Raw genomic sequence first — 21,198 nt, 5'->3', positions numbered from 1 at the left:
TGCCAGCATATCGGAGGCGACCCACTGTCCGTTTTCATCTGAAGCCGTCGATGTCGAATTCAGCAATGCCCACAAGTGAACCTGTCTGGGTCGTCGAACTGCACGACCATGAATGGTATGACCATGTGCGGCTCAAGCGCGTGTTCTCGATCGACGGAACCCGCCATGAAGTCGTGCTCGTCGACGCGCGCAAGCTGCTGCTGTGCGCCGAGCGCGACGACACCGACTATGTGCTGCGCCCGGTCCACGAATGGCATCCCGGCAAGGTGCGCGGCATTCGCGAGTTTCTCGATCCGGCCAATTCGCGCATTCCCGATATGCCTTACGTGACGATGACCGCACGGCGCGCGCCGGGGCTGATCGGATGGCTCGGTCTCGAGCACGAAGGCGTGGTCGCGTTCCGCAACGGACAGCACCGCGCGCGTTACCTCGCATCGGCCGGCGCGCGCTGGTTTCCGGTCGAAGTGCACGAGCGCGAGGCCGCGCTGTTGCGCCAGTATTGCGGCGCTCCCGACGATGCACGCACCGCGCTGCGGCCCACGATGAGCATCGCGCCAGGCATCGTCGGCGACCCTAACGACGACTTCGCGGACGACGACGAACACGCAGGCGACGATGACCTTCCGCGCGACCGGCGCATCGGGCACGCGCGGGACGGCGGCCTGAGCAAGCGGCTCTGAGGCGCGCATCGCCAGCCGTCAGCCGCGCGCCGGCGCGTGCCGCACGACATTGACGGGCGCGCCGTCGCACCATGCTTTCACATTGCCAAGCGTCGTTTGCGCGATCTCGTTCATTGCTTCGCGCGTAAAGAACGCCTGGTGTGCGGTGACGATCACATTCGGGAACATCAGAAGCCGCGCGAGCACATCGTCCAGCAGCGGCGTATCCGAGTGATCCTCGAAGAAAAGGCCGCCTTCCTCTTCATAGACGTCGAGGCCGAGATGGCCGAGCTGCCCGCTCTTCAGCGCGCCGACGAGCGCATTGCTTTCGACGAGCCCGCCGCGCCCCGTGTTGATCAGCATCGCGCCGCGCTTCATCTTCGCGAGCGCAGCCGCATCGATCATATGGTAGGTGGCCGGCACGAGCGGGCAGTGCAGGCTCACGATATCCGCACTGCCGAGCAGCGTGTCGAGCGGCACGTACTGCGCGCCGAGCGCGAGCAGTTCGGCGGCGGGCGACCCCGGATCGTATGCGATTGCCTGCATGCCGAAACCGGCCATGATGCGGCCGAACGTGCGGCCGATGACGCCGGTTCCGACTATGCCGACGGTCTTGCCGTGCAAATCGAAACCGAGCAGGCCCGTCAGCGAAAAGTCGCCTTCGCGCGTGCGTGCGACCGCACGCGGCAAACGCCGGTTCAGCGCGAGAATCAACCCGACCGCGTGCTCCGCGACCGCATGCGGCGAGTAAGCGGGCACATGCAGCACCGGCAGATCGAGGCGCGCGGCTGCCGCCAGCTCGACGTGATTGAAGCCCGCCGATCGCAGCGCGATCAGCCGCGTGCCGCCCGCATGCAGCTGTTCGAGCACGGCTGCGTCGACGGTGTCGTTGACGAACGGACAGACGACGTCGTAGCCGTGGGCAAGGATCGCGGTCTCGCTGTCGAGAGACGACTCCTGGAAGTGCAGTTCGTAGTGAAACGACGCGTTGGCTTCGCTGAACGTGTCGCGGTCGTACTGACGGCTGCTGAACAGGATCATGCGCATTGCGACTCCTGGAATGAGCGTGCATGTTGCCCAGTATCGCACCATGCGGCGCCGCTGCGGCGCTCGCCGGCGGCCCGGTAACGAGACGGCCTGCACCCGCAATGCCGTAGCCATTGCCGATCCCGCTTCAAAAATCACATTGACAGCCCTGCCTGGTTTTCATATCTATTAAAGCGGCACGACGATTCCCTGCAGCTGCGACATCCGCATCGCGAGTGCGATGTGCTTGCGCATGCATGCAAATCGATTCGGCATCGATTGGCTGGACAAGTAGGCTCCGCCCGACGTGTGCAACGCACGTCGATTCGGGATGCAAATCAATGATGCCGAATTGCTCAGGTCTTGAACGGAAATCGCGTTACTCGTTGTCAGGCTTGTCTGAAATGTCGCGCGCGTTGCCGCTCGTGATCGCGACGCAGTCAAACGGATGTCATCCACGAGGAGACGACCATGGCAAAAGGCAAATCGGCTAACGGGACCGGCAGCGCGACGCGCGACGGCGGTGAGCAGGCGAAGCTCGCCGCGCTGAGCCCGTTCGAGCTGAAGGACGAGCTCATCAAGGCGGCCGGCGGCGGCGCGGTCGAGCGTCCCGCGAATACCGCGATGCTCAATGCGGGCCGCGGCAATCCCAATTTTCTCGCGACCATTCCGCGCCACGGCTTCTGGCAACTGGGCCTCTTTGCGATGCGCGAAGCGGAGCGCTCGTTTGCGTATATGCCCGAGGGCGTCGGCGGCTTTCCGAAGCGCGACGGCTTGAGTGAACGCTTCGAGTTGTTCCTGCGCGAAAACAAAGGCGTGCCAGGCATCGACTTTCTGCGCGGTGCCGTGTCGTATGTGCGCGACCAGCTCGGGCTGCCGGATGGCGATTTTCTCTACGAGATGTGCGAGGGCATTCTCGCGTCGAACTATCCGGTGCCGGACCGGATGCTGAAGCTGTCGGAAATTATCGTGGGCCAGTATTTGCGGCGCGAGATGATCGGCAAGCATCCGTTTGTCGGCGAGTTCGATATCTTCGCGGTCGAAGGCGGCACCGCGGCGATGACCTATATCTTCAACACGATGCGCGAAAACCGGCTGATCAGGGCCGGCGACACGATCGCGCTCGGCGTGCCGATCTTCACGCCGTACATCGAGATCCCCCGGCTGAACGATTACCAGCTGAACGTGATCAACCTCAGCGCGGATGTCGAAAAAAACTGGCAGTACCCGGAGGCCGAACTCGACAAGCTGCGCGACCCGAGGGTGAAGGCGTTCTTCCTCGTGAACCCGAGCAACCCGCCGTCGGTGAAGATCAGCGACGAAAGCCTTCGGCAGATTGCCGACATCGTCAAGGAACGGCCCGATCTGATCCTGCTCACCGACGACGTGTACGGCACGTTTGCCGACAACTTCGTGTCGCTGTTCGCACTCGCGCCGAAGAATACGATTCTCGTCTACTCGTATTCGAAGTATTTCGGCGCGACGGGCTGGCGCCTCGGCACGATCGCAACGCATCGCGACAACGTGCTCGATCGTCTGATCGCGCAACTGCCGAAGGACGTGAGGAAGGAACTGCACGCGCGCTACGAGTCGATCACGACCGAGCCCGACAAGCTCAAGTTTATCGACCGGCTCGTCGCGGACAGCCGCACGGTCGCGCTCAATCACACCGCGGGTCTGTCGACGCCGCAGCAGGTGCAGATGGTGCTGTTCTCGCTGTTTTCTCTGATGGACACGCCCGATGCGTACAAGTGCGCATTGAAGCGGCTCATTCGCAACCGCAAGCGTGCGCTGTACGAAGAGGTTGGCATCTCGTTCGAAGACGACGATCCGAATCAGGTCGACTACTACACGATCCTCGATATGGAATTCCTCGGAGAACGTGCTCACGGCCGTGAGTTCGTCGAATGGATCAAGAAGAACACGCAGCCGTCCGAGCTGCTGTTCCGTCTTGCGCGCGAAGCGCGCGTCGTGCTGCTGCCGGGGCGCGGCTTCGGCACCGCGCATCCGTCGGGACGCGTGTCGCTTGCGAATCTGAACGAATCGGACTATCGGGCGATCGGCCGCGCGGTGCGCAAGCTCATCGAGGAATATGTCGAGCGTTTCAATGCCGCGACCGGAAAGAGCCTCGACAAGAACAAGGTGAAGTGACGCAGTCGCGGCTGCCGCATGTGGCGCGAAGACAAAACGGGCGCGCTGAAATCGAACCGAAAATGCGCGGACACGAATCGTACGCGCTGTCAAAAAACTTGCACATTCGCGCGGATCGGTGAATGATCGGACGCAGCGGCAAAAAGCGGCCCGCCGGCAGCCTGCCGGCGGGTCCGTTTTTAACGGCTGTTTTTAACGGCTGTTTCTAAAGCGTTTGTCTCGTGCCTTGCCGGCGCTTTGTCTACGCGTTTTGCCTACGCGCTTTGTCTATTTTCATTCGCTCGCCTGCCTACCTGATCATGTCCACTACGACGTCCACTGTTCCTTGTCCCGAGGTCGAATCGCTCGACGCCATCCTCCCCGAAGAACCGCTGCTGATGATGGGCGCCGGCCCGGTGCCGATTCCCGCCGCGGTGGCCAAGGCGAATGCGATCGTCATCAACCACCTGGGCGGCACGATGTCGAAGGTGGTCGGGCAGGTCAAGACGATGGCGCGCTACGTGTTCCAGACGAATTCGAAGTGGGTGCTCGGCGTCGCGGGTCCCGGCTCGGCCGCGATGGAGATGGCGATCTCGAATCTCGCGTGGCCGGGCACGCGCATGCTCAGCATCAGGAACGGCTTCTTCAGCGAGCGCATGGCCGAGATGGGCCGCCGCGTCGGTGCAAACGTGTCGCTGCTCGAAGTGCCGGACCGCACGGTCGCGAGCCTCGAAGAGATTGCCGCGGCGATCGGCCGCGAGCGTCCGGAGGTCGTCACGATCGTGCAAGGCGAGACCTCGAACACCGTGTGGAATCACCATCTGCAGGATATTGCCGCGCTGGCGAAGGCGGCCGGCGCGCTGGTCGTCGTCGATGCGGTGTGCACGCTGAGTACGATGCCGCTCGATATGGACGCGTGGGGCATCGATGCGGTGATCACGGGCGGGCAGAAGGGCCTGTCGTCCATTCCCGGTGTGTCGCTGATCGCGTTCTCCGATGCCGCGTGGGCGCGCGTGAAGGCGCGCAAGGATCCGGGCCCGCACTGGTGTCTCGATGCGTCGCTTGCCGAAAACTTCTGGCACAACGCAGGATATCACTACACGGCGCCGGTGTCGGGCGTGCTCGCGCTGCACGAGGCATTGCGGCTCGTTTGCGCGGAGACGCTCGAGAAGCGCTTCGCGCGCCATCAGAAATGCTCGCTTGCGTTGCAGGAGGCGATCACGGCGATGGGCCTGCAGCTTTATACGCCGCAGGAATGCCGGCTCAATTCGGTGATCGGCATCGAAGTGCCGGGCACGTTGAGCCCCGGCGATATCTGCGGACACATTTCGCGTCACCACCAGGTCGAGATCTCGGGGTCGTTCGGTTTGCCGATCGTGCGGATCGGGCAGATGGGCGAACAGTGCCGCGCGCACAACCTATTTCGCACCGTGCACGCGTTCGGACGGACGATGGTCGATCTTGGCGTGGGCGTCGATTTGCCGGCCGGTGTCGCGGCGCTCGAGAAGTCGTTGTCGAATGGGACGAAGGCGGGCGCGAAAGCCGAATTGCTCACGCATTGAGCCCGAGCGGCGCGCCGCCTCGCGGCGCCGCGCGAACCCGGTCAAACCACCGCTGACGGCCCCGTTACACCGCGCACGTAGCGCTGATAGAGCACCATCGTCAGCGCAATCGCCGCCGCGGCCGCAACCGCCGCGAACAGATACACGGACGCATAACCGAACTGACCCGCGATGTACCCGGCAAGCGGCCCGGTCACGCCCAGCGACAGATCGAGAAACACCGAGTACGCGGACAGGGCCGCGCCCCGGCTCGCGGGCGGCACGAGACCGACCGCCTCGACGCCGAGGGCCGGGAACACGAGCGCAAAACCGAAGCCCGTCAGCGCGGCGCCAGCCAGCGCGACATGCGGCACCGGTGCGAGCCACAACATCAACAGCCCGACGCATTCGAGCGAAAACGACGCGATCGCGACGCGAAACCCGCCATACGTTTTGATCGTGTTCGCGAACAGCAGGCGCGCGCCGATGAACATCGTGCCGAACAGCGTCAGCGACAGCGCCGCATTCGGCCAGTGCCGCGCCGCATAGAAGAGCGTGATGAACGTTGCGATCGAGCCGAAGCCGACCGAGCCGAGCGCGAGGCCGAGGCCGTGCGGCAACACGCGCGCGAAGACGCTGCGATACGACATCCGTTCGCCGTGCACGAGCGGCACCGACGGCACGAGCCGCGCGAGCGCATAGCCGCCCGCGGCGAGCGCGATGACGGCGATGCCGAGCGAAGCGAAGCCGATGTCGCGCGCGATCACGACGCCGAACGGCGCGCCGATCGCCAGCGCGCCGTAAGTGGCGATGCCGTTCCACGAGATCACGCGCGCATTGTTCGCGGTACCGACGCGCCCGATGCCCCAGAGAATCGCGCCGGTGCCGCACAGGCTTTCGCCGACTCCGAGCACGAGGCGGCTGACTACGAGCAGCGTGATGCTCAACGCGGGCCAGTGGCTCGTGAGCGCGGCGAGCAGCAGCCCGGCGCCGCTGACGCCGCTTGCAATCAGTCCGTTCGACACGGTTTTCTTCGGTCCGAGCGTATCGGCCGAGCGGCCGGCGAGCGCGCGCGATGCGAGCGTGGCGAGGTATTGCACGCTGATCGCGAGGCCGGCGACCACCGTGCTGAAGCCGAGCCCGCCGTGCACATAGCCCGGCAGCACCGCGAGCGGAATGCCGATATTCAGGTAGCAAACGAATGTAAAGAAGACGACCGGAATGATCTGCAACGTGGTCGCAAATTCACTGCGCGGCGAAGCGGAGTCGGCGGACATGGGGAAAACGAGACTTGAAAACGGCGGAAGTCCGTGATTTTCCCACGGAACCGGCTTTCATGCAGCGGATGCTTAAAAATCTTTCGCATAAAGGTGCCAGACCATAGCGGTTGGATTTCGGCGCACTCCGACGTCCCGAAGCTCGCGACGCGGAGCGATTGGCCGAAAGGACGTATTCGAATCCGAAGCATGTCATAACGGACGCGCCGGTATAAGTACCGGCGGTGCGTTTGCCTATCTCAATATGTTTCTGGCGATATGAGCTGCATGGTCCTCACGCTATGGGTTGGCGGAACCGGCGGTGATAGTTTTCGAACCATACCGCTGCCGCATCCCCCGCGCGAACGCCAAAATTGCCGCAAGCCGGAATCAGACACGAGAGACACGAGACATGAGCCAGCCGATCCGCTTCTATCACCGCAACGCGATCCGCGAAATCAGCGGCGCGCCGGTCACGCGCACCGTCCTGCAGTACCTGCGTGAAGACGCGCGCTGCACGGGCACCAAGGAAGGCTGCGCGGAAGGCGACTGCGGCGCGTGCACGGTCGTCGTCGGCGAGCGCGACGAACTGGGCGGCGTGAGCTTCAAGGCGGTCAACGCGTGCATCCAGTTTCTGCCGACGCTCGACGGCAAAGCGCTAATCACCGTCGAAGACCTGCGCCAGCCGGATGGCTCGCTGCATCCGGTGCAGCAGGCGCTCGTCGAATGCCACGGCTCGCAGTGCGGATTCTGCACGCCGGGCTTCGTCATGTCGATGTGGGCGATGTACAAGAAGCACGGCCGCGAATATGGCCACCGGCCCGGCCACAAGCATGGCGAGACGCACGAACACGCGCACGCCTGCGGCGGCGCGAATGGCACGGTACCGACGCGCGACGAGGTCGCCAACGCGCTGACGGGCAATCTGTGCCGCTGCACGGGCTACCGGCCGATCGTCGATGCGGCGATGCGGATGTTCGCGTTGCCGGCGCCGGCCGCGCCGGTCGATACCGCGGCGCTGTCGCGCGCGCTGCAGTCGCTCGAGCGCGACGCGACGTTCGAATACGAGCACGCGGGCCAGCGTTTTGCCGCGCCGCGCACCGTCGATGCGCTCGCGCGGCTCAAAGAAGCGCAACCCGCGGCGCGCATCCTCGCCGGCAGCACCGACGTCGGGCTGTGGGTCACGAAGCAGATGCGCGCGCTCGGCGATATCGTCTACGTGGGCCAGATTGCCGAGCTGCAGAAGATCGAAACGGCCGGCGGCTGGCTGCGCATCGGCGCGGGCGTGACCGTCGAAGCCGCGTACGCGGAGCTCGCGAAGCTTTACCCGGAACTGACCGAGATGTGGCAGCGCTTTGCGTCCCTGCCGATCCGCAACGCGGGCACGCTCGGCGGCAATGTCGCGAACGGCTCGCCGATCGGCGATTCGATGCCGGGGCTGATCGCGCTCGGCGCGCATGTCGTGCTGCGCGGCGGTGACGTCGAGCGCGAGATGCCGCTCGAAGACCTCTATCTCGCGTACCAGAAGAAGAACATGGCCGAGCACGAGTTCGTGGTCGCGGTGAAGGTGCCGACGCGTGCCGGTGCGCGCGCGAACCTGCGTTTTCGCACGTACAAGATCTCGAAGCGCTTCGATTCCGATATCTCGGCCGTATGCGCGGCCTTCGCGTTTATCGCGGACGGCGACGCGATTCGCGAGCCGCGCATCGCGTTCGGCGGCATGGCAGCGACGCCGAAGCGCGCCACGCACGCGGAAAGCGTGCTGCGGGATGCGCACTGGCACGAAGCGACCGCGCAGGCCGCCATGCTCGCGCTCGCCGAAGACTACGCGCCGCTGTCCGACATGCGCGCCACCGACGACTATCGTATGGAAACCGCAAAAAACACGCTTTACCGGTTCTGGCTCGAAACGCGTCCGCACGATCCGCTGCCGAAGTCGGCGCTCGATGTGCGTGCGGTGCAGGCCGCGACAGCGGTGGACGCGTAAGACGCGCGATACGCGCCATTAGCCAGGCACGGGACGGACACAAGCCAGACTCAAGCCCGCAAGACAAGAGACACGGAGAATCATCCGCATGAACCAGCAAGCCGAACCGTTCCTGAAAGGCGCCGAGGCACTCGCCGAACGCGACACGTTCACACAGGTGCACGTGTCGCGCCCGCACGAGTCCGCGCATCTGCACGTGGCCGGCCGCGCGACCTACACCGACGACATTCCGCTCGTCGCCGGCACTCTGCACGCGGCGCTTGGCCTGTCGCAGAAGGCGCACGCGAAGATCGTCTCGATCTCGTTCGACCAGGTGCGCGCAACGCCGGGCGTGGTCGCGGTGTTCACCGCCGACGACATTCCCGGCCACAACGACTGCGCGCCGATCGTCAAAGGCGACGATCCCATTCTCGCGGACGGCATCGTGCAGTACGTCGGCCAGCCGATGTTTATCGTCGTGGCGACGTCGCACGACACCGCGCGCCTCGCGGCGCGGCGCGCGCAAGTGGTCTACGAGGAACTGCCCGCGGTACTGACTGCGCAACAGGCGCGCGCGGCGAAGCAGAGCGTGGTTGCGCCGATGAAGCTCGCGCGCGGCGATGCCGGCGCGCAAATCGCGCGCGCCGCGCATCGCGAGGCCGGCGAGATGCTGCTGGGCGGCCAGGAGCAGTTCTATCTTGAAGGACAGATCGCTTACGCGGTGCCTAAGGACGACGACGGCATGCACGTCTGGTGCTCGACGCAGCATCCGACCGAAATGCAGCATCTGGTCGCGCATGTGCTGAACGTCGCGTCGCATAACGTGCTCGTCGAATGCCGGCGCATGGGCGGCGGCTTCGGCGGCAAGGAATCGCAGTCGGGCCTGTTCGCCTGCTGCGCGGCGCTTGCCGCATGGAAGCTGCTGTGCCCGGTCAAGCTGCGCCCCGACCGCGACGACGACATGATGGTCACGGGCAAGCGCCACGATTTCCACTACACGTTCGAAGTCGGCTACGACGACGACGGCATGCTCGAAGGCGTGTCGGTCGACATGACGTCGCGCTGCGGCTTCTCCGCCGATCTGTCGGGGCCGGTGATGACGCGCGCCGTGTGCCACTTCGATAACGCTTACTGGCTGCCCGATGTTGCGATCGCGGGCTTCTGCGGCAAGACCAACACGCAGTCGAACACGGCGTTTCGCGGCTTCGGCGGACCGCAAGGCGCGTTCGCGATCGAATACATCATCGACAATGTCGCGCGCTCGCTCGGGCTCGATCCGCTCGACGTGCGGCGCCGCAATCTGTACGGCAAAACCGAGCGCAACCAGACGCCGTACGGCCAGATCGTCGAAGACAACGTGCTGCACGAACTGATCGGCGAACTCGAAACCACGAGCGACTATCGCGCGCGGCGCGCGGCGATCCGCGACTTCAACGAACACAACGCAGTGCTGAAAAAGGGCATCGCGCTGACGCCGGTGAAATTCGGCATCGCGTTCAACGTCACGCACTTCAACCAGGCGGGCGCGCTCGTTCATATCTACACGGACGGCTCGGTGCTCGTCAATCACGGCGGCACGGAGATGGGGCAGGGGCTCAACACGAAGGTCGCGCAGGTCGTCGCGCACGAGCTCGGCATCGGCTTTGGTCGCGTGCGCGTGACGGCGACCGATACGAGCAAGGTGGCGAACACCTCGGCGACGGCCGCATCGACGGGCACGGATCTGAACGGCAAGGCCGCGCAGGACGCCGCGCGCCAGTTGCGCGAGCGGCTTGCCGCATTTGCGGCCGAACGCTACGGCGCGGAACAGGTGCCCGCCGCCGCGGTGCGCTTCGCGAACGATAACGTTATCGTGGGCGAAGCGGTCGTACCGTTCGACGAGGTGATCGCGAAAGCGTATCTCGCGCGCGTGCAGTTGTGGTCCGACGGTTTCTATGCGACGCCGAAGCTCTATTGGGATCAGGCGAAGCTGCAAGGCCGCCCGTTCTTCTACTACTCGTACGGTGCAGCCGTTTCCGAAGTGGTGATCGATACGCTGACGGGCGAGATGCGCGTGCTGCGTGCCGATGCGCTGCACGACGTGGGCGCGTCGCTGAATCCGGCGCTCGATATCGGCCAGGTGGAAGGCGCGTTCGTGCAGGGCATGGGCTGGCTCACCACCGAGGAGCTGTGGTGGAACGAGGGCGGCAAGCTGATGACACATGCGCCTTCCACCTACAAGATTCCGACCGTCAACGACATGCCGCCCGATTTCCGCGTGAACCTGTTCAGAAATCGCAACGCGGAAGACAGCATTCACCGCTCGAAGGCGGTTGGCGAGCCGCCGCTGTTGTTGCCGTTCTCCGTGTTCTTCGCGATTCGCGACGCGGTTGCCAGCGTTGCCGATTATCGCGTCAACCCGCCGTTGAACGCGCCGGCAACGGGCGAAGCGATCCTCAAGGCGGTCGGCGCCGTGCGCGCCATGAATACGCAGGCGCAAGGATGGCAGCGATGATGAACTCGTGCTTCGCGCCTGAATTTACGCGCGGATCTTCGCCGCAAGCGCCGACGGATGCCGCACCGCTGCAAGCGGACCGCCGCCGCAGCGGCCGGCGCGCGAGCCTGCCGCCGCCGATGCATATCGTGCTGTTCGGCGCGGGCCATGTCGGCCATGCGCTCGTGACGCTGCTCGGCAGCCTCCCGTGCGTCGTGCAATGGGTCGACGAACGCGACGAACTGTTCCCCGACGAAGTGCCCGCGAACGTGCAGATCGAAGCGACCGACACGCCAGAAGCGATCGTCGATCAGGCGCCGGCCGGCACGTATTTTCTCGTGATGACGCACAACCACGCGCTCGACTTCGCGCTCGCGTCGCGGATCATGCGGCGGCGCGACTTCGCGTACTTCGGGATGATCGGTTCGAAGACGAAGCGCGTGAAATTCGAACGGCGCCTGATCGAGCGCGGCGTCGACGCCGCGCGGATGGCTCAGATGACTTGCCCGATCGGTGTCGACGGCATCACCGACAAGGCGCCGCATGCGATTGCGCTCGCAGTCTGCGCGCAGTTGCTGCAAGTGCGAGGTGCGCGTCCGGCAGCTGGCGCGGTTGAAATGGCTGACGCGGCGGACGTCGCGGAAAGCGGCCGAAGCGCTTGAAGCGATTGAAGCGATTGAGGCGATTGAGGCGAGCTCAGCGCGAGCGCGTGATGCGCGGCGGGCTCGTATCGAATCCGGCGTGCGGGCCGGCGTCGACGTCGATATCGTCGCTCGCACCGGCCTGTTCCTGCGGCGCGGCAGATGCGGTACCCGATCGAGGCGCCCGCGCGGCCTCGCAGCTGCCGTCGCGCGTGCGCCGCGTCTTGTGCGCGACGAGGTTGGCCGATACCTGCGCGAGCAGGCCACGCAGCCAGCCGAGATCGCTTGGCCGGTCCGTTTGCGGATGCCACATCTGATAGCAGCGGATGCGCGGGAACGGAATCGGCACATCGATAACCGCGAGCGGCAGCAGGTTCGCATAGTGCATCGCGAAGCGGCGCGTCGTCGTGAAGATCAGATCCGACTGCAGCAGCACGTGCGGCACGAGCCCGAAGTACGGCAGCATGGCGACGATGCGGCGTGTTGCGCCCGCGCGCTCGAAGCCCGCGTCGATCGCGCCGCCGCGCGCGCCGCTATACGGCGTCGGCGCGAGATGCGGCGCCGCGAGATACGCTTCGCGCGAGAGCGGCGCCTGCGCAAGCGGATGGTCCGCGCGCATTATGCAGACGACGCTGTCCGAAAACAGGTCGCTACGTTCGAAGCGCTCGTCGGGCCTCGGCCAGTTGCCGATCACGAGATCGAGTTCGCCCTTGTCGAGCGCCGCCGCATGATCGAGCAGCGGGCCCAGCGACTCGATCTCGAGCCGCGCATGCGGCGCCGCGTCGCGGAATTGCGCGATCACGGTCGGCATGAAGAAGTCGTTCAGGTAGTCGGGCGCGGCGATGCGGAATATGCGGCGCGAGCGCGCCGGGTCGAAATCGCCATGCGGCGTCGCGACGAAGTCGACGTCGCGCAGCACCTTTTGCGCCGACGCAAGCAGCGACTCGCCGTATTCGGTCGGCACCATCCCCGACTTGCCGCGCACGAGAATCGGATCGTTCAGCGTTTCGCGCAGCTTGCGCAGCGCCGTGCTGATGGCCGGCTGCGTCTGGTTCAGGCGCAGCGCGGTCTGCGTGACGCTGCGCTCGACGAGCAGCGTGCGCAGCACGCGCACGAGCCAGATGTCGAGGGTAGCGGTAGTGTCGTCCACGGTTTGAGCGTCGGTCGGGTCGTTCCTTGCGTAACCTTAAGCCTTTACGCACGCATGAGGCATAGCGCGCGCGGTATGGCGGGCATCAGCATCGGCCGCCCGCCGTCATGCTCGCAAAAGCACGGCGCCGGCAATCACGGCTTCGGGAATGCCGAAGGCAGCGAGGAAATCCGCTTGACCTCTTTCGACTCGAGCCAGTTCGGCGTGCGCGCGCAATAGAGCACCATCGGCAACGCGTCTTCGCCCCAGAACAGCTGCTTGTTCATCCAGAAGGTCGGCACGCCGAATACGCCGAGCGCGATCGCATCGGCGTTATTGCGCTGCAGTTGCGCCTTGGCCTCTTCGGTTTCGACGAGTGCGGGGCCGTCCGCGATGCCGAGGCGCTCGCACAGCAGCGCGAAGCCGTCGGGCGTCGACGGGTCGCGGCCTTCGCGCCAGATGAAGCGGAAAATCTCGCGTACCGTGTTCACGTCCGCGCGAAGCGCGGCCGCAAGACGCATCGGCTTCGTCGAATCGAACGGATGCACAGGCGGCATCCTGAACGGAATGCCAAGCTGTTCCGCGCGAAACAGCGCATAGCGATACGTGAAGACGCGCTTGGCGGGAACGTCGTACGCGAGGCGCTGCCGCCAGTGGCCGTACACCTCGTTCAACGAGGTTGGCGTCATCACGAATGGAAGGCCCGGCCATTTATCGTACTGCTCGAGCAACAGGTACGAAAACGGCGAGACAAAGTCGTAAAACCACAGTGGCTGCGTGGCGTCGATGCCATCGGTCATGATGTCTCCCGGGATTTCCAGTGTGGCACGGCGGCGCTGCCGAATGCCTGAACGTCTGACCTTCAGAACGTCTGAGGGATGCGCGCCGTGCCGGTTGCCCTCGATCTTACGCAAAGCCGACCCGCCGCGCAGCACCGGCGCGGCCGGCGAAGCGCCAAATGTGCGCGGAATGCGGGTTTCGCCTGACGTGTTGCGTGATGGCGGCCCAACCGGTCGACCGGAAACGGCCAGGCTGTCGGGCCGACGGCGTGACGGGCCGCCGGTCGATCCGACGACGGGCCCGGTCGATCCGCTCGAGCGGCAACCCGCGAGCGAGGCTCACGCAATATGGGTGGGGCCGGCCTGCCCGGCGCGCGGCGCGTCGCTCGATATCTGCCCGTCGCGGGCGGTGTCGGCGGCCTGCTGCTGTTTCCCTTCGTGTTGCCCTTCGAGTTCCGCTTTTTCAGCTGCCTGCGCCGTTTCGTGCTCTGCCGCCTGGGCAGGCTCTGCTGCGTCGGCGCGCGGCTCCGCGGCCGGCGGCGCCGTCTCCTGCGCGTCCGCATGCGCGTCGCGCGGACGCGTGAGCCGCTCGCGCACGAAGCCGATATGTTCGCGCAGCACATAGAACTGGTCCGCATAGGCAAGCGGCATCTTGAGCCCGTTGACCGCTTCCTCGATCGCATCGAGCCGCTCGATCAGCGTGTCGCGTTCGGCTTGCGACGTCTCGGACAGCGCGCCGCGCTCGATCGCGATCAGCGCGCCATACCAGCGGTAGATGCGCGAACGCACGCGCCATGCGTACAGCGACGGCACGAGCCGCAGGCCCGGAATCAGCACGACGATGATCGGCACGAGCACGACCAGCAGCCGGTCCGCGAGGCTCGCGATCCAGAACGGCAGCGTGCGGTACAGGAAGCTCTTGCCAGACTTGTAGTAGCGCGCCGCATCGTCGCTGATCGGGAAGTCGTGGGCGAGCGGCGCGGGGAAGTCGCCCGCGCGCTGCAGCACGGTCGCCTTGCCGTGCACCTCGCGCGCGGCTTCGATCAGCAGGTCAGACAGTGCCGGATGCAGCGACGTGCGCGCGACGAGCTCGGCGGTCGGCGTGACCATTTGCAGCGTCTTCGACGGGATGTTCCTGCCGAGATCGAGCGAGCCCATCGGCAGCTCGATGCGCGTCAGGTACGGAAAGCGTCCCGCATAAGCATGCGCCTGCGTGAAATCGTAGAACTGGATATTCGGTGTGCGGAACAGCTTGACCATGACCGGCGGCTGCGCGGAGTCGCCGGTCAGGAACGCGGCGTCGATCTTGCCGTCGACGAGCGCCTTCGCTGCATCGTCGCCCGATAGCGGCAGAAGCTTTGTCGGACCGCCCGGTGTGATGCCGTTCGCCGCGAGCAGCGCGAGCGCGAGTTCGCGCGTGCCGCTGCCTTCGGCGCCGATCGCGATGCGCTGCCCCTTGAATTGCGACAGCCATTCGACGGTCGGCCCATGATAGAAGATCGCAACCGGCACGTACGCGACGCTGCCGAGCGACATGAGCCCGTCGGTTTTGCCCTTCGCGATGCCGTCCTGCACGAACGCGACGTCGACTTTTGCGTTGGGGTCGAGAAGCCGCCGCAGGTTCTCCGCCGAGCCTTCGGAGTCGAGCACGACGAGCTTGACGCGGTTGCGCGCGAGGATTTCCTTGTAGCGCTGGGCGGCATTCCAGAATGTGCTGCCGCGCGGGCCGGCGCTGATCGTCAGCGTATCGGGCGGCGCCGGCTGGATCAGGCGCACGGCGGCCCAGATCGCGATGGCGCTCACGAGCAGGATAGGCAAGAACGTGACCGCGAGGTCGCGCCACGAGATGGCGACGAAGCGCGCGACGAGGCGCGGACGCTTGCCGGCTGGCTTTGCGCCGCGCTTCGCGTCGGCGCTCGGGTCGATGTCGGGGCCGTTGGGTGCTGTCATTGGAGGTCGTGGCGGCTAGGGCGGCATGCTGTCGACGATGCTCGCGCCGATGGTACATGAGATTGCCGGCGCGGCGGCGCGCGAACGGCTGCGTCGCGGCCACAAACGCGTAACAATTCGTGAGTGCGAAGCGCGTGCGCATGCGCGCCTGCAAGACTCCGGGCGGCTCGCGTGCGCCGGCGCGCCGCGCGCAGGATTGCGCGGGCGCGAGTCGGCGGCGGCACAACATCTGAGCCGATCCGCGGCGATTTCGTCGTTAAAAGCTTTGCGATTCTTGCTGCGCTAGATTAAATTGGCGTCGCTGTCGCGCATCAGCGCTCGCACGCGCAATCCGGTCACAAGAATCGGGCACGTCGTGGAGCCGCGCGGCACCGGTTCGCTCCGCTCCCTTGCTGTCGTTCCGTTTACTCAGTCTCCCGCCTCTCGTCTCTCGCCTGCCGCGTCAGCCGGTCAACCGGCCGACTTCGCGTCGGGCGCGCCTGTGTTCGCGTGTCGTTGTCTGCGAGCGGGGTGCGCTTGACGCGTGCGTCGGTTTGTTTGAACGAAGTCGTAACGAAGCCGCAATGCGGTCTGGCCTGGCCGGGTTCATCACGCGGCCCGGCCGATCGCGTCAATCTGAAGTGAAAAAAGGAGAAATCATGAAATCGGCAGTTCTGAAGGCGTTGGGCGGTGTGGTGTCAGTGATGGTTGCGTGCAACGTGTACGCGCAGGCAAGCGACGCAGCAGCGGGCGCTCAGGCCGCGCAGACGAGCGTGAAGGCCGAAAAGAAAGCGAATCGCCAGCTCGGCCGTCAGGTCCGTGCGGCACTTGCGAAGGCCAAGGGCCTCGACGTGTCGAGCATCGCCGTGCGCGCCAAGGGCGGCGCGGTGACGCTGACGGGCACGGTCCCCGACCAGGGCCAGATCGAGCTCGCCGGCACCACGGCGAAGGGTGTGGCCGGCGTGTCGTCGGTGTCGAACAAGCTGAACGTGCAGCAACAGTAAGCGCTGTACGCGATCGGCGTTTCGCGCAAGCGGTAGGCTACCCGGCAGCGGCTTGCGGACCGGTTGCCTGCGCGACAGCCAGACCGATCGGAGAAAGGGCTTCGGCAAAACGCCGAGGCCCGTTTCTCATTTATGCGTCATGCTTCATGTTTGCGCGCATGCGTTCGTGTGCTGCGACATTCCTTTGTGCCGGGCGTTTCGTCTACTACGCTCACGGTGTGTCTGTCTTGCTTGCGTCGCACAGGAGACAACAACCATGCCGGCAACCACGTCCTTGCGTTGCGCGATCATTGCGTGCGCCGCCGCGCTCGTCTGCTGCGGCTGCGGTGGCGGCAGCGGCACGAGCGGCTCGTCGATCAACATGCTGCCGGCCTTCGTCGTCCCGAGCAGCATGACGACGACCTTCTACGACGGCAACAGCGACGATCTTCTCACCGCCGGCCTCGGCAAGACCGGCCTCGCCGGCGCCGCGCCCGGCTTTGCGAACCCGGCCGCGCCGACCAGCGCCGAACTGCGGCGTCTCGCGATCTGGTCGAACTACCGCGCGCTCGTCGACATCACCGCGAATGGCGGATACGGACGCTTCTGGGGGCCGAATATCGACCTGAACGGAAACGACACGTTAGGCGAAGGCAAGATCGCCGGCACCGAATACATCGCTTACGCGGACGACGGCAGCGGCCTGCAGAACGTCACGCTGCTCGTCCAGCTGCCGGTCAGCTTCGATCCGGCGAATCCGTGCATCGTCACGGCCACGTCGTCGGGTTCGCGCGGCGTCTACGGCGCGATTTCGGCGGCGGGCGAGTGGGGGTTGAAGCGCGGCTGCGCGGTCGCGTACACCGATAAGGGCACCGGCAACGGCGCCCACGAACTGACGACCAATCTCGTCACGCTGATCGACGGCCGCCTTGCAAACGCGAACACGGCCGGCACGAAAAGTCTCTTCACCGCGAACCTGCCGCTGTCCAGTCTCGCGATCTTCAATCAGACATTCCCGAACCGCTACGCGTACAAGCACGCGCACTCGCAGCAGAACCCCGAACAGGACTGGGGCAAGGACACGCTCGAGGCAATCCAGTTTGCGTACTGGGTGCTGAACCAGCAGTTCGCCCCGATGGTCGACGACAGGAACCACGGCGTGCGCTATCGGACGGGCAGCATCACGACGATCGCCGCGTCGGTCAGCAACGGCGGTGGCGCATCGCTCGCGGCCGCCGAGCAGGACACGCAAGGGTGGATTACCGCGGTCGTGGTCGGCGAGCCGCAGATCAATCTCAACATGTCGCCGAACGCCCAGGTGTTCGAAGGCGGCCTGCGTATCGCGTCGGCAGGCGCGCCGCTGGCCGACTACATCACTTACGCGAACCTGCTGCAGCCATGCGCCGCGGCGGCGCCCGCGCTGCTCGGCGCACCTTATCTGTCGACGCTGCCGCTCGCCACCACCCAGGCGATCCGCGCCGCGCGCTGCGCATCGCTGGCGGGCAGCGGTTTCGTCAACAGCGGAAATCTCGCGACGCAATCGGGCGACGCGCTGAGCCGGCTCCATTCGGCCGGCTACGAAACCGACTCCGACCTGCTGCAGGCGTCGATGTGGGATTCGCAGGCGGTGCCGGCGGTCGCGGTCACTTATATGGACGCGTATACGAAGTCGAGCGTCGGCGACAACCTCTGCGGCTTCAGTTTCGGCACGACGAACGCGCAAGGCGCGGCCGGCGTGCCGCCGTCCGTCTTGCCGATGCCGTCGATCTTCGGCCTCGGCAACGGCGTGCCGCCGACCAACGGCATCAACCTCGTGTACAACCTTCCGCCGTTCGGGTTCGATCATCGGCTCGCGACCGCCGATGCAAGCTTTTCCGGCGCGGTGTGCCTGCGCGGACTATGGACCGGCGGCGATCCGCGCATGCAAACGAGCGTCAACGCGATTCGCGTGAACGCGAATCTGCGCGGCAAACCGGCCATCATCGTGCAGGGCAGAAGCGACGCGCTCGTGCCGGTCAATCACGCTTCGCGCCCGTATCTCGCGATGAACAGCCTTGCCGAAGGGTCGAGCAGCCAGTTGTCGTTTTACGAAGTCACGAATGCCCAGCATTTCGATTCGTTTCTCGGTGTCGCGGGTTTCGATACGCGCTATGTGCCGCTGCATTACTACAACCTGCAGGCGTTGAACCTGATGTGGAGTCGTCTGAAGAGCGGCGCGGCACTGCCGCCGTCGCAGGTCGTGCGCACGGTGCCGCGCGGCGGCACGCCCGGCTCCGCGCCCGCGCTCGACACGGCGAATCTGCCGCCGATCGTCGCGAGCCCCGGGGCGAATGCGATCAGGGTCAGTTTCGGTACCGTCAGCGTGCCGCGCTAGGCGGCCGGTCAGCCGATTCACCGCGCATCGATGGGCGTGTCCGTGCGCTGCTACGCACGATCGACGCGGTTAACGCTTCGGATACGTGGGCTGCCTGTGCGCGACGACACATAATTTACGCATTCGGTGTCGTACTGTGAGGTATCGGAATCGGAGTCGCATAATGGACACGATACTTTTGAGGTACACCGACCTGCCGATCGGCGAACGGGCAGCTTTCGAACTGGTGTGCGCGCGGCACGGTTTTGCGCCCGCGCATTTCGATGTGACCGCAACGATCGATGCGCACGACACCGCGGAGGAACGGCGGCTCGTGACCGTGCGGCGCGGCGGTTGGGCGCAGTCGTATCATGAGGACAGCGCCGGAGTTTGGGTTCGCGAGTTCGAAACGGATCTGAACTGCCGGTTCTTCAAGTAGTTTCGGTCAAGCCAGCACGAGCCTCATGCCGACCGCGGTCAGCGTGGCGGCGAGCATATGGCGCAGCAACTTCTCCGGCGCCTTCGCGGACAGCAGGCTACCCGCGACGATGCCCGGCAACGACCCGACGAGCAGCGACAGCAGCACCGACCAGTCGATCGACCCGAGCAGCCAGTGCCCCGCGCCCGCCAGCAGCGTGAGCGGCACCGCATGCGCAATGTCGGAGCCGATGATGCGCGTTACCGGCAGTGCCGGATACAACAGCAACAGCACCGTCACGCCGATTGCGCCCGCGCCGACGGACGTCAGCGTGACGAGCGCGCCGAGCACGGCGCCCGTCAGCATCGTAAGCGCAAGCGTGTTGCCGTATGCGGGCGCCGGCCGATGGCGTGACGCGAAGGCGGCGAGCTGCGGCCGGAATACGAGCGCAATCGCGGTGATCAACAGCGCCGCACCGAGCACGACCTGGATCAGATAGCTGCCGCGCGGCGTGTCCATGCCGTAGCGGTGCAGGAGAATCAGCGTGATCGTCGCGGCCGGCACGCTGCCCGCGGCAAGACGCAGCGTGACGCCCCACTCGACCGAACCCTTGGCGCCATGCACGAGCGTGCCCGTCGCTTTCGTCACCGACGCATAGAGCAAGTCGGTGCCGACCGCGGTGGCCGGGTGAACGTTGAACAGCAGCACGAGAATCGGCGTCATCAGCGAGCCGCCGCCGACGCCGGTCAAGCCGACGAGAAAACCAACGAAGAGTCCGAAGGCGGAATATAAAAGATCTATATGCGGAAGAGACATCGGGGAATGACATCAGGTGAACGGCGGACCGTCCTTAAGATTGCCGATTGCACCGGATCGGCGATTTCTTTGTGGAAATTGACGAGCGCGTATGCCGAAAGACCCGTATTGTCGCAAAACCGGCAATCTTGCGCGTATTGGATTGTGTGAACCGAAGCTTACAATACAATTCGCCCGGTCTTGCACTTCGTCAATCACAATGAACTACGGCGTTGTTTACGCGTTTCTCGCCTTCACGATCTGGGGGCTCTTTCCCGTTTACTTCAAATCGCTGCAGCAGATCGCGCCGCTCGAGATACTCGCGCACCGCATGGTCTGGTCGATGGTGTTCCTGTTTATCGTGCTGACCGCGCGGCAGCAGTGGCGCTGGCTTGGCCCCGTGCTGCGCGACAAGCGCCTGCTTGCGCGCTTCGCGGCGAGCGCGGCGCTGCTGTCGGCGAACTGGGGCACCTATATCTGGGCCGTGAATTCCGGTCATATCGTCGAAGCGAGCCTCGGTTACTTCGTCACGCCGCTTGTCAGCGTGCTGTTCGGTCTTGGGTTTCTCGGCGAGCGGTTGCGGCCGGTGCAGTGGCTCGCAGTCGCGATCGCGACATCGGGCGTGCTGTGGCTCACGTGGGAAAACGGCCGGCCGCCCTGGATCAGCATTGCGCTTGCGCTGACGTTCGGCGGCTATGGGTTGTTGCGCAAGACCGCGAAGCTCGGCGCGCTCGAAGGGCTCACGCTCGAAACGATCCTGCTGCTGCCGGTTGCGTTGCTGTATCTCGCGGCCTTGTCGCTGCATGGCGATAGCAGTTTCGGCGCGGCGCCGGCCGGTTTGAAGGTGCTGCTCGCGCTCGCCGGGCCGATTACGGCCATTCCGCTGCTGCTGTTCGCGTCGGGCGCGCGGCGCATTCCGCTGTCGATGCTCGGGCTGCTGCAATATGTGACGCCGACATTACAGTTGCTGATTGGCGTGCTGATCTATCGCGAGCCGTTCAGCGGCACGCAACTGATCGGCTATGGCGCGATCTGGGTCGCGCTTGCCGTGTACTCGCTCGAAGGGCTCGCGCGCGTTCGACTGCTGCGGCAGTAGCGGGCTGCGGGAGTTGCCGGCCCG

Annotated in this window: 15 protein-coding genes and 1 pseudogene; 10 read left to right on the top strand and 6 right to left on the bottom strand. The window is 65.3% G+C overall.

Annotated elements, in window-relative coordinates; all coding sequences use genetic code 11:
- Window positions 1–50 precede the first annotated feature (50 nt).
- Window positions 51–560: pseudogene (locus QYH69_RS28205) on the top strand (hypothetical protein); the annotation flags it as partial.
- A 138-nt stretch (window positions 561–698) separates the two neighbouring features.
- On the opposite strand, the gene QYH69_RS28200 reads toward QYH69_RS28205, so the two are convergent.
- Entirely contained in the window at window positions 699–1,706 is a 1,008-nt protein-coding gene (locus QYH69_RS28200; protein WP_308835006.1) for a 2-hydroxyacid dehydrogenase, read from the bottom strand.
- Window positions 1,707–2,156: 450 nt separating this feature from the next.
- Between QYH69_RS28200 and QYH69_RS28195 the strand changes: the two genes are divergently transcribed.
- Both QYH69_RS28195 and QYH69_RS28190 read left to right on the top strand, forming a co-directional pair.
- Entirely contained in the window at window positions 2,157–3,836 is a 1,680-nt protein-coding gene (locus QYH69_RS28195) for a bifunctional aspartate transaminase/aspartate 4-decarboxylase (protein WP_308835005.1), read from the top strand.
- Window positions 3,837–4,135: 299 nt separating this feature from the next.
- Window positions 4,136–5,377, top strand: coding sequence for an aminotransferase class V-fold PLP-dependent enzyme (locus QYH69_RS28190; RefSeq protein ID WP_308835004.1), 1,242 nt, complete (start codon window positions 4,136–4,138; stop codon window positions 5,375–5,377).
- A 41-nt stretch (window positions 5,378–5,418) separates the two neighbouring features.
- Here the strand turns inward: QYH69_RS28190 and QYH69_RS28185 are convergent, their stop codons facing one another.
- Window positions 5,419–6,633, bottom strand: coding sequence for an MFS transporter (locus QYH69_RS28185; RefSeq protein WP_308835003.1), 1,215 nt, complete (start codon window positions 6,631–6,633; stop codon window positions 5,419–5,421).
- Window positions 6,634–7,024: 391 nt separating this feature from the next.
- Here QYH69_RS28185 and xdhA point away from each other — a divergent pair, with 391 nt between their 5' ends.
- The 3 genes from xdhA to xdhC all read left to right on the top strand — a co-directional run bounded on the left by xdhA (window position 7,025) and on the right by xdhC (window position 11,713).
- Window positions 7,025–8,599 (top strand): xanthine dehydrogenase small subunit, encoded by a 1,575-nt coding sequence (gene xdhA / locus QYH69_RS28180; RefSeq protein ID WP_308835002.1) that lies wholly within the window; start codon window positions 7,025–7,027, stop codon window positions 8,597–8,599.
- Between the two features lie 88 nt (window positions 8,600–8,687).
- The gene (xdhB, locus tag QYH69_RS28175; protein ID WP_308835001.1) at window positions 8,688–11,072 is read left to right on the top strand and encodes a xanthine dehydrogenase molybdopterin binding subunit; all 2,385 of its coding nucleotides are present in this window, start codon (window positions 8,688–8,690) and stop codon (window positions 11,070–11,072) included.
- Window positions 11,069–11,713: a xanthine dehydrogenase accessory protein XdhC gene (gene xdhC / locus QYH69_RS28170; protein WP_308835000.1), complete on the top strand. Its 645-nt coding sequence runs from the start codon at window positions 11,069–11,071 to the stop codon at window positions 11,711–11,713. Before xdhB ends, xdhC begins: the two co-directional genes overlap by 4 nt.
- Window positions 11,714–11,747: 34 nt before the next feature.
- On the opposite strand, the gene QYH69_RS28165 is transcribed toward xdhC, so the two are convergent.
- The 3 genes from QYH69_RS28165 to QYH69_RS28155 form a co-directional block, all read right to left on the bottom strand.
- The gene (locus QYH69_RS28165; RefSeq protein WP_308834999.1) at window positions 11,748–12,842 is read right to left on the bottom strand and encodes a LysR substrate-binding domain-containing protein; all 1,095 of its coding nucleotides are present in this window, start codon (window positions 12,840–12,842) and stop codon (window positions 11,748–11,750) included.
- Between the two features lie 134 nt (window positions 12,843–12,976).
- Window positions 12,977–13,621, bottom strand: a complete 645-nt coding sequence (locus QYH69_RS28160; protein ID WP_308834998.1) for a 2-hydroxychromene-2-carboxylate isomerase — start codon at window positions 13,619–13,621, stop codon at window positions 12,977–12,979.
- A 318-nt stretch (window positions 13,622–13,939) separates the two neighbouring features.
- Window positions 13,940–15,550, bottom strand: a complete 1,611-nt coding sequence (locus QYH69_RS28155) for a TAXI family TRAP transporter solute-binding subunit (protein ID WP_308834997.1) — start codon at window positions 15,548–15,550, stop codon at window positions 13,940–13,942.
- A gap of 638 nt (window positions 15,551–16,188) precedes the next feature.
- On the opposite strand from QYH69_RS28155, the gene QYH69_RS28150 reads away from it, so the two are divergent.
- The 3 genes from QYH69_RS28150 to QYH69_RS28140 all read left to right on the top strand — a co-directional run bounded on the left by QYH69_RS28150 (window position 16,189) and on the right by QYH69_RS28140 (window position 19,304).
- Window positions 16,189–16,533 (top strand): BON domain-containing protein, encoded by a 345-nt coding sequence (locus QYH69_RS28150; RefSeq protein WP_308834996.1) that lies wholly within the window; start codon window positions 16,189–16,191, stop codon window positions 16,531–16,533.
- Window positions 16,534–16,789: 256 nt separating this feature from the next.
- Window positions 16,790–18,886: a D-(-)-3-hydroxybutyrate oligomer hydrolase gene (locus QYH69_RS28145; RefSeq protein WP_308834995.1), complete on the top strand. Its 2,097-nt coding sequence runs from the start codon at window positions 16,790–16,792 to the stop codon at window positions 18,884–18,886.
- A 163-nt stretch (window positions 18,887–19,049) separates the two neighbouring features.
- Window positions 19,050–19,304 carry a hypothetical protein gene (locus QYH69_RS28140; protein ID WP_308834994.1) on the top strand — a complete coding sequence of 85 codons (255 nt, stop codon included), beginning with the start codon at window positions 19,050–19,052 and terminating at the stop codon, window positions 19,302–19,304.
- A 6-nt stretch (window positions 19,305–19,310) separates the two neighbouring features.
- Here QYH69_RS28140 and QYH69_RS28135 read toward each other — a convergent pair whose 3' ends face one another.
- The gene (locus QYH69_RS28135; protein WP_308834993.1) at window positions 19,311–20,099 is read right to left on the bottom strand and encodes a sulfite exporter TauE/SafE family protein; all 789 of its coding nucleotides are present in this window, start codon (window positions 20,097–20,099) and stop codon (window positions 19,311–19,313) included.
- Between the two features lie 199 nt (window positions 20,100–20,298).
- Here QYH69_RS28135 and rarD point away from each other — a divergent pair, with 199 nt between their 5' ends.
- Window positions 20,299–21,174: an EamA family transporter RarD gene (rarD, locus tag QYH69_RS28130; protein WP_308834992.1), complete on the top strand. Its 876-nt coding sequence runs from the start codon at window positions 20,299–20,301 to the stop codon at window positions 21,172–21,174.
- Window positions 21,175–21,198 lie beyond the last annotated feature (24 nt).

This window comes from Paraburkholderia sp. SARCC-3016 (assembly GCF_031119615.1).
Taxonomy (GTDB): domain Bacteria; phylum Pseudomonadota; class Gammaproteobacteria; order Burkholderiales; family Burkholderiaceae; genus Paraburkholderia.
Note: the sequence above shows the minus strand (reverse complement) of the source record. Positions and strands in the feature narration are given on the sequence as shown.

Coding starts and splice junctions, on each gene's coding strand:
- QYH69_RS28200 (WP_308835006.1), bottom strand. CDS start 1,706: ATGCGCATGATCCTGTTCAGCAGCCGTCAGTACGACCGCGACACGTTC.
- QYH69_RS28195 (WP_308835005.1), top strand. CDS start 2,157: ATGGCAAAAGGCAAATCGGCTAACGGGACCGGCAGCGCGACGCGCGAC.
- QYH69_RS28190 (WP_308835004.1), top strand. CDS start 4,136: ATGTCCACTACGACGTCCACTGTTCCTTGTCCCGAGGTCGAATCGCTC.
- QYH69_RS28185 (WP_308835003.1), bottom strand. CDS start 6,633: ATGTCCGCCGACTCCGCTTCGCCGCGCAGTGAATTTGCGACCACGTTG.
- xdhA (WP_308835002.1), top strand. CDS start 7,025: ATGAGCCAGCCGATCCGCTTCTATCACCGCAACGCGATCCGCGAAATC.
- xdhB (WP_308835001.1), top strand. CDS start 8,688: ATGAACCAGCAAGCCGAACCGTTCCTGAAAGGCGCCGAGGCACTCGCC.
- xdhC (WP_308835000.1), top strand. CDS start 11,069: ATGATGAACTCGTGCTTCGCGCCTGAATTTACGCGCGGATCTTCGCCG.
- QYH69_RS28160 (WP_308834998.1), bottom strand. CDS start 13,621: ATGACCGATGGCATCGACGCCACGCAGCCACTGTGGTTTTACGACTTT.
- QYH69_RS28155 (WP_308834997.1), bottom strand. CDS start 15,550: ATGACAGCACCCAACGGCCCCGACATCGACCCGAGCGCCGACGCGAAG.
- QYH69_RS28150 (WP_308834996.1), top strand. CDS start 16,189: ATGAAATCGGCAGTTCTGAAGGCGTTGGGCGGTGTGGTGTCAGTGATG.
- QYH69_RS28145 (WP_308834995.1), top strand. CDS start 16,790: ATGCCGGCAACCACGTCCTTGCGTTGCGCGATCATTGCGTGCGCCGCC.
- QYH69_RS28140 (WP_308834994.1), top strand. CDS start 19,050: ATGGACACGATACTTTTGAGGTACACCGACCTGCCGATCGGCGAACGG.
- QYH69_RS28135 (WP_308834993.1), bottom strand. CDS start 20,099: ATGTCTCTTCCGCATATAGATCTTTTATATTCCGCCTTCGGACTCTTC.
- rarD (WP_308834992.1), top strand. CDS start 20,299: ATGAACTACGGCGTTGTTTACGCGTTTCTCGCCTTCACGATCTGGGGG.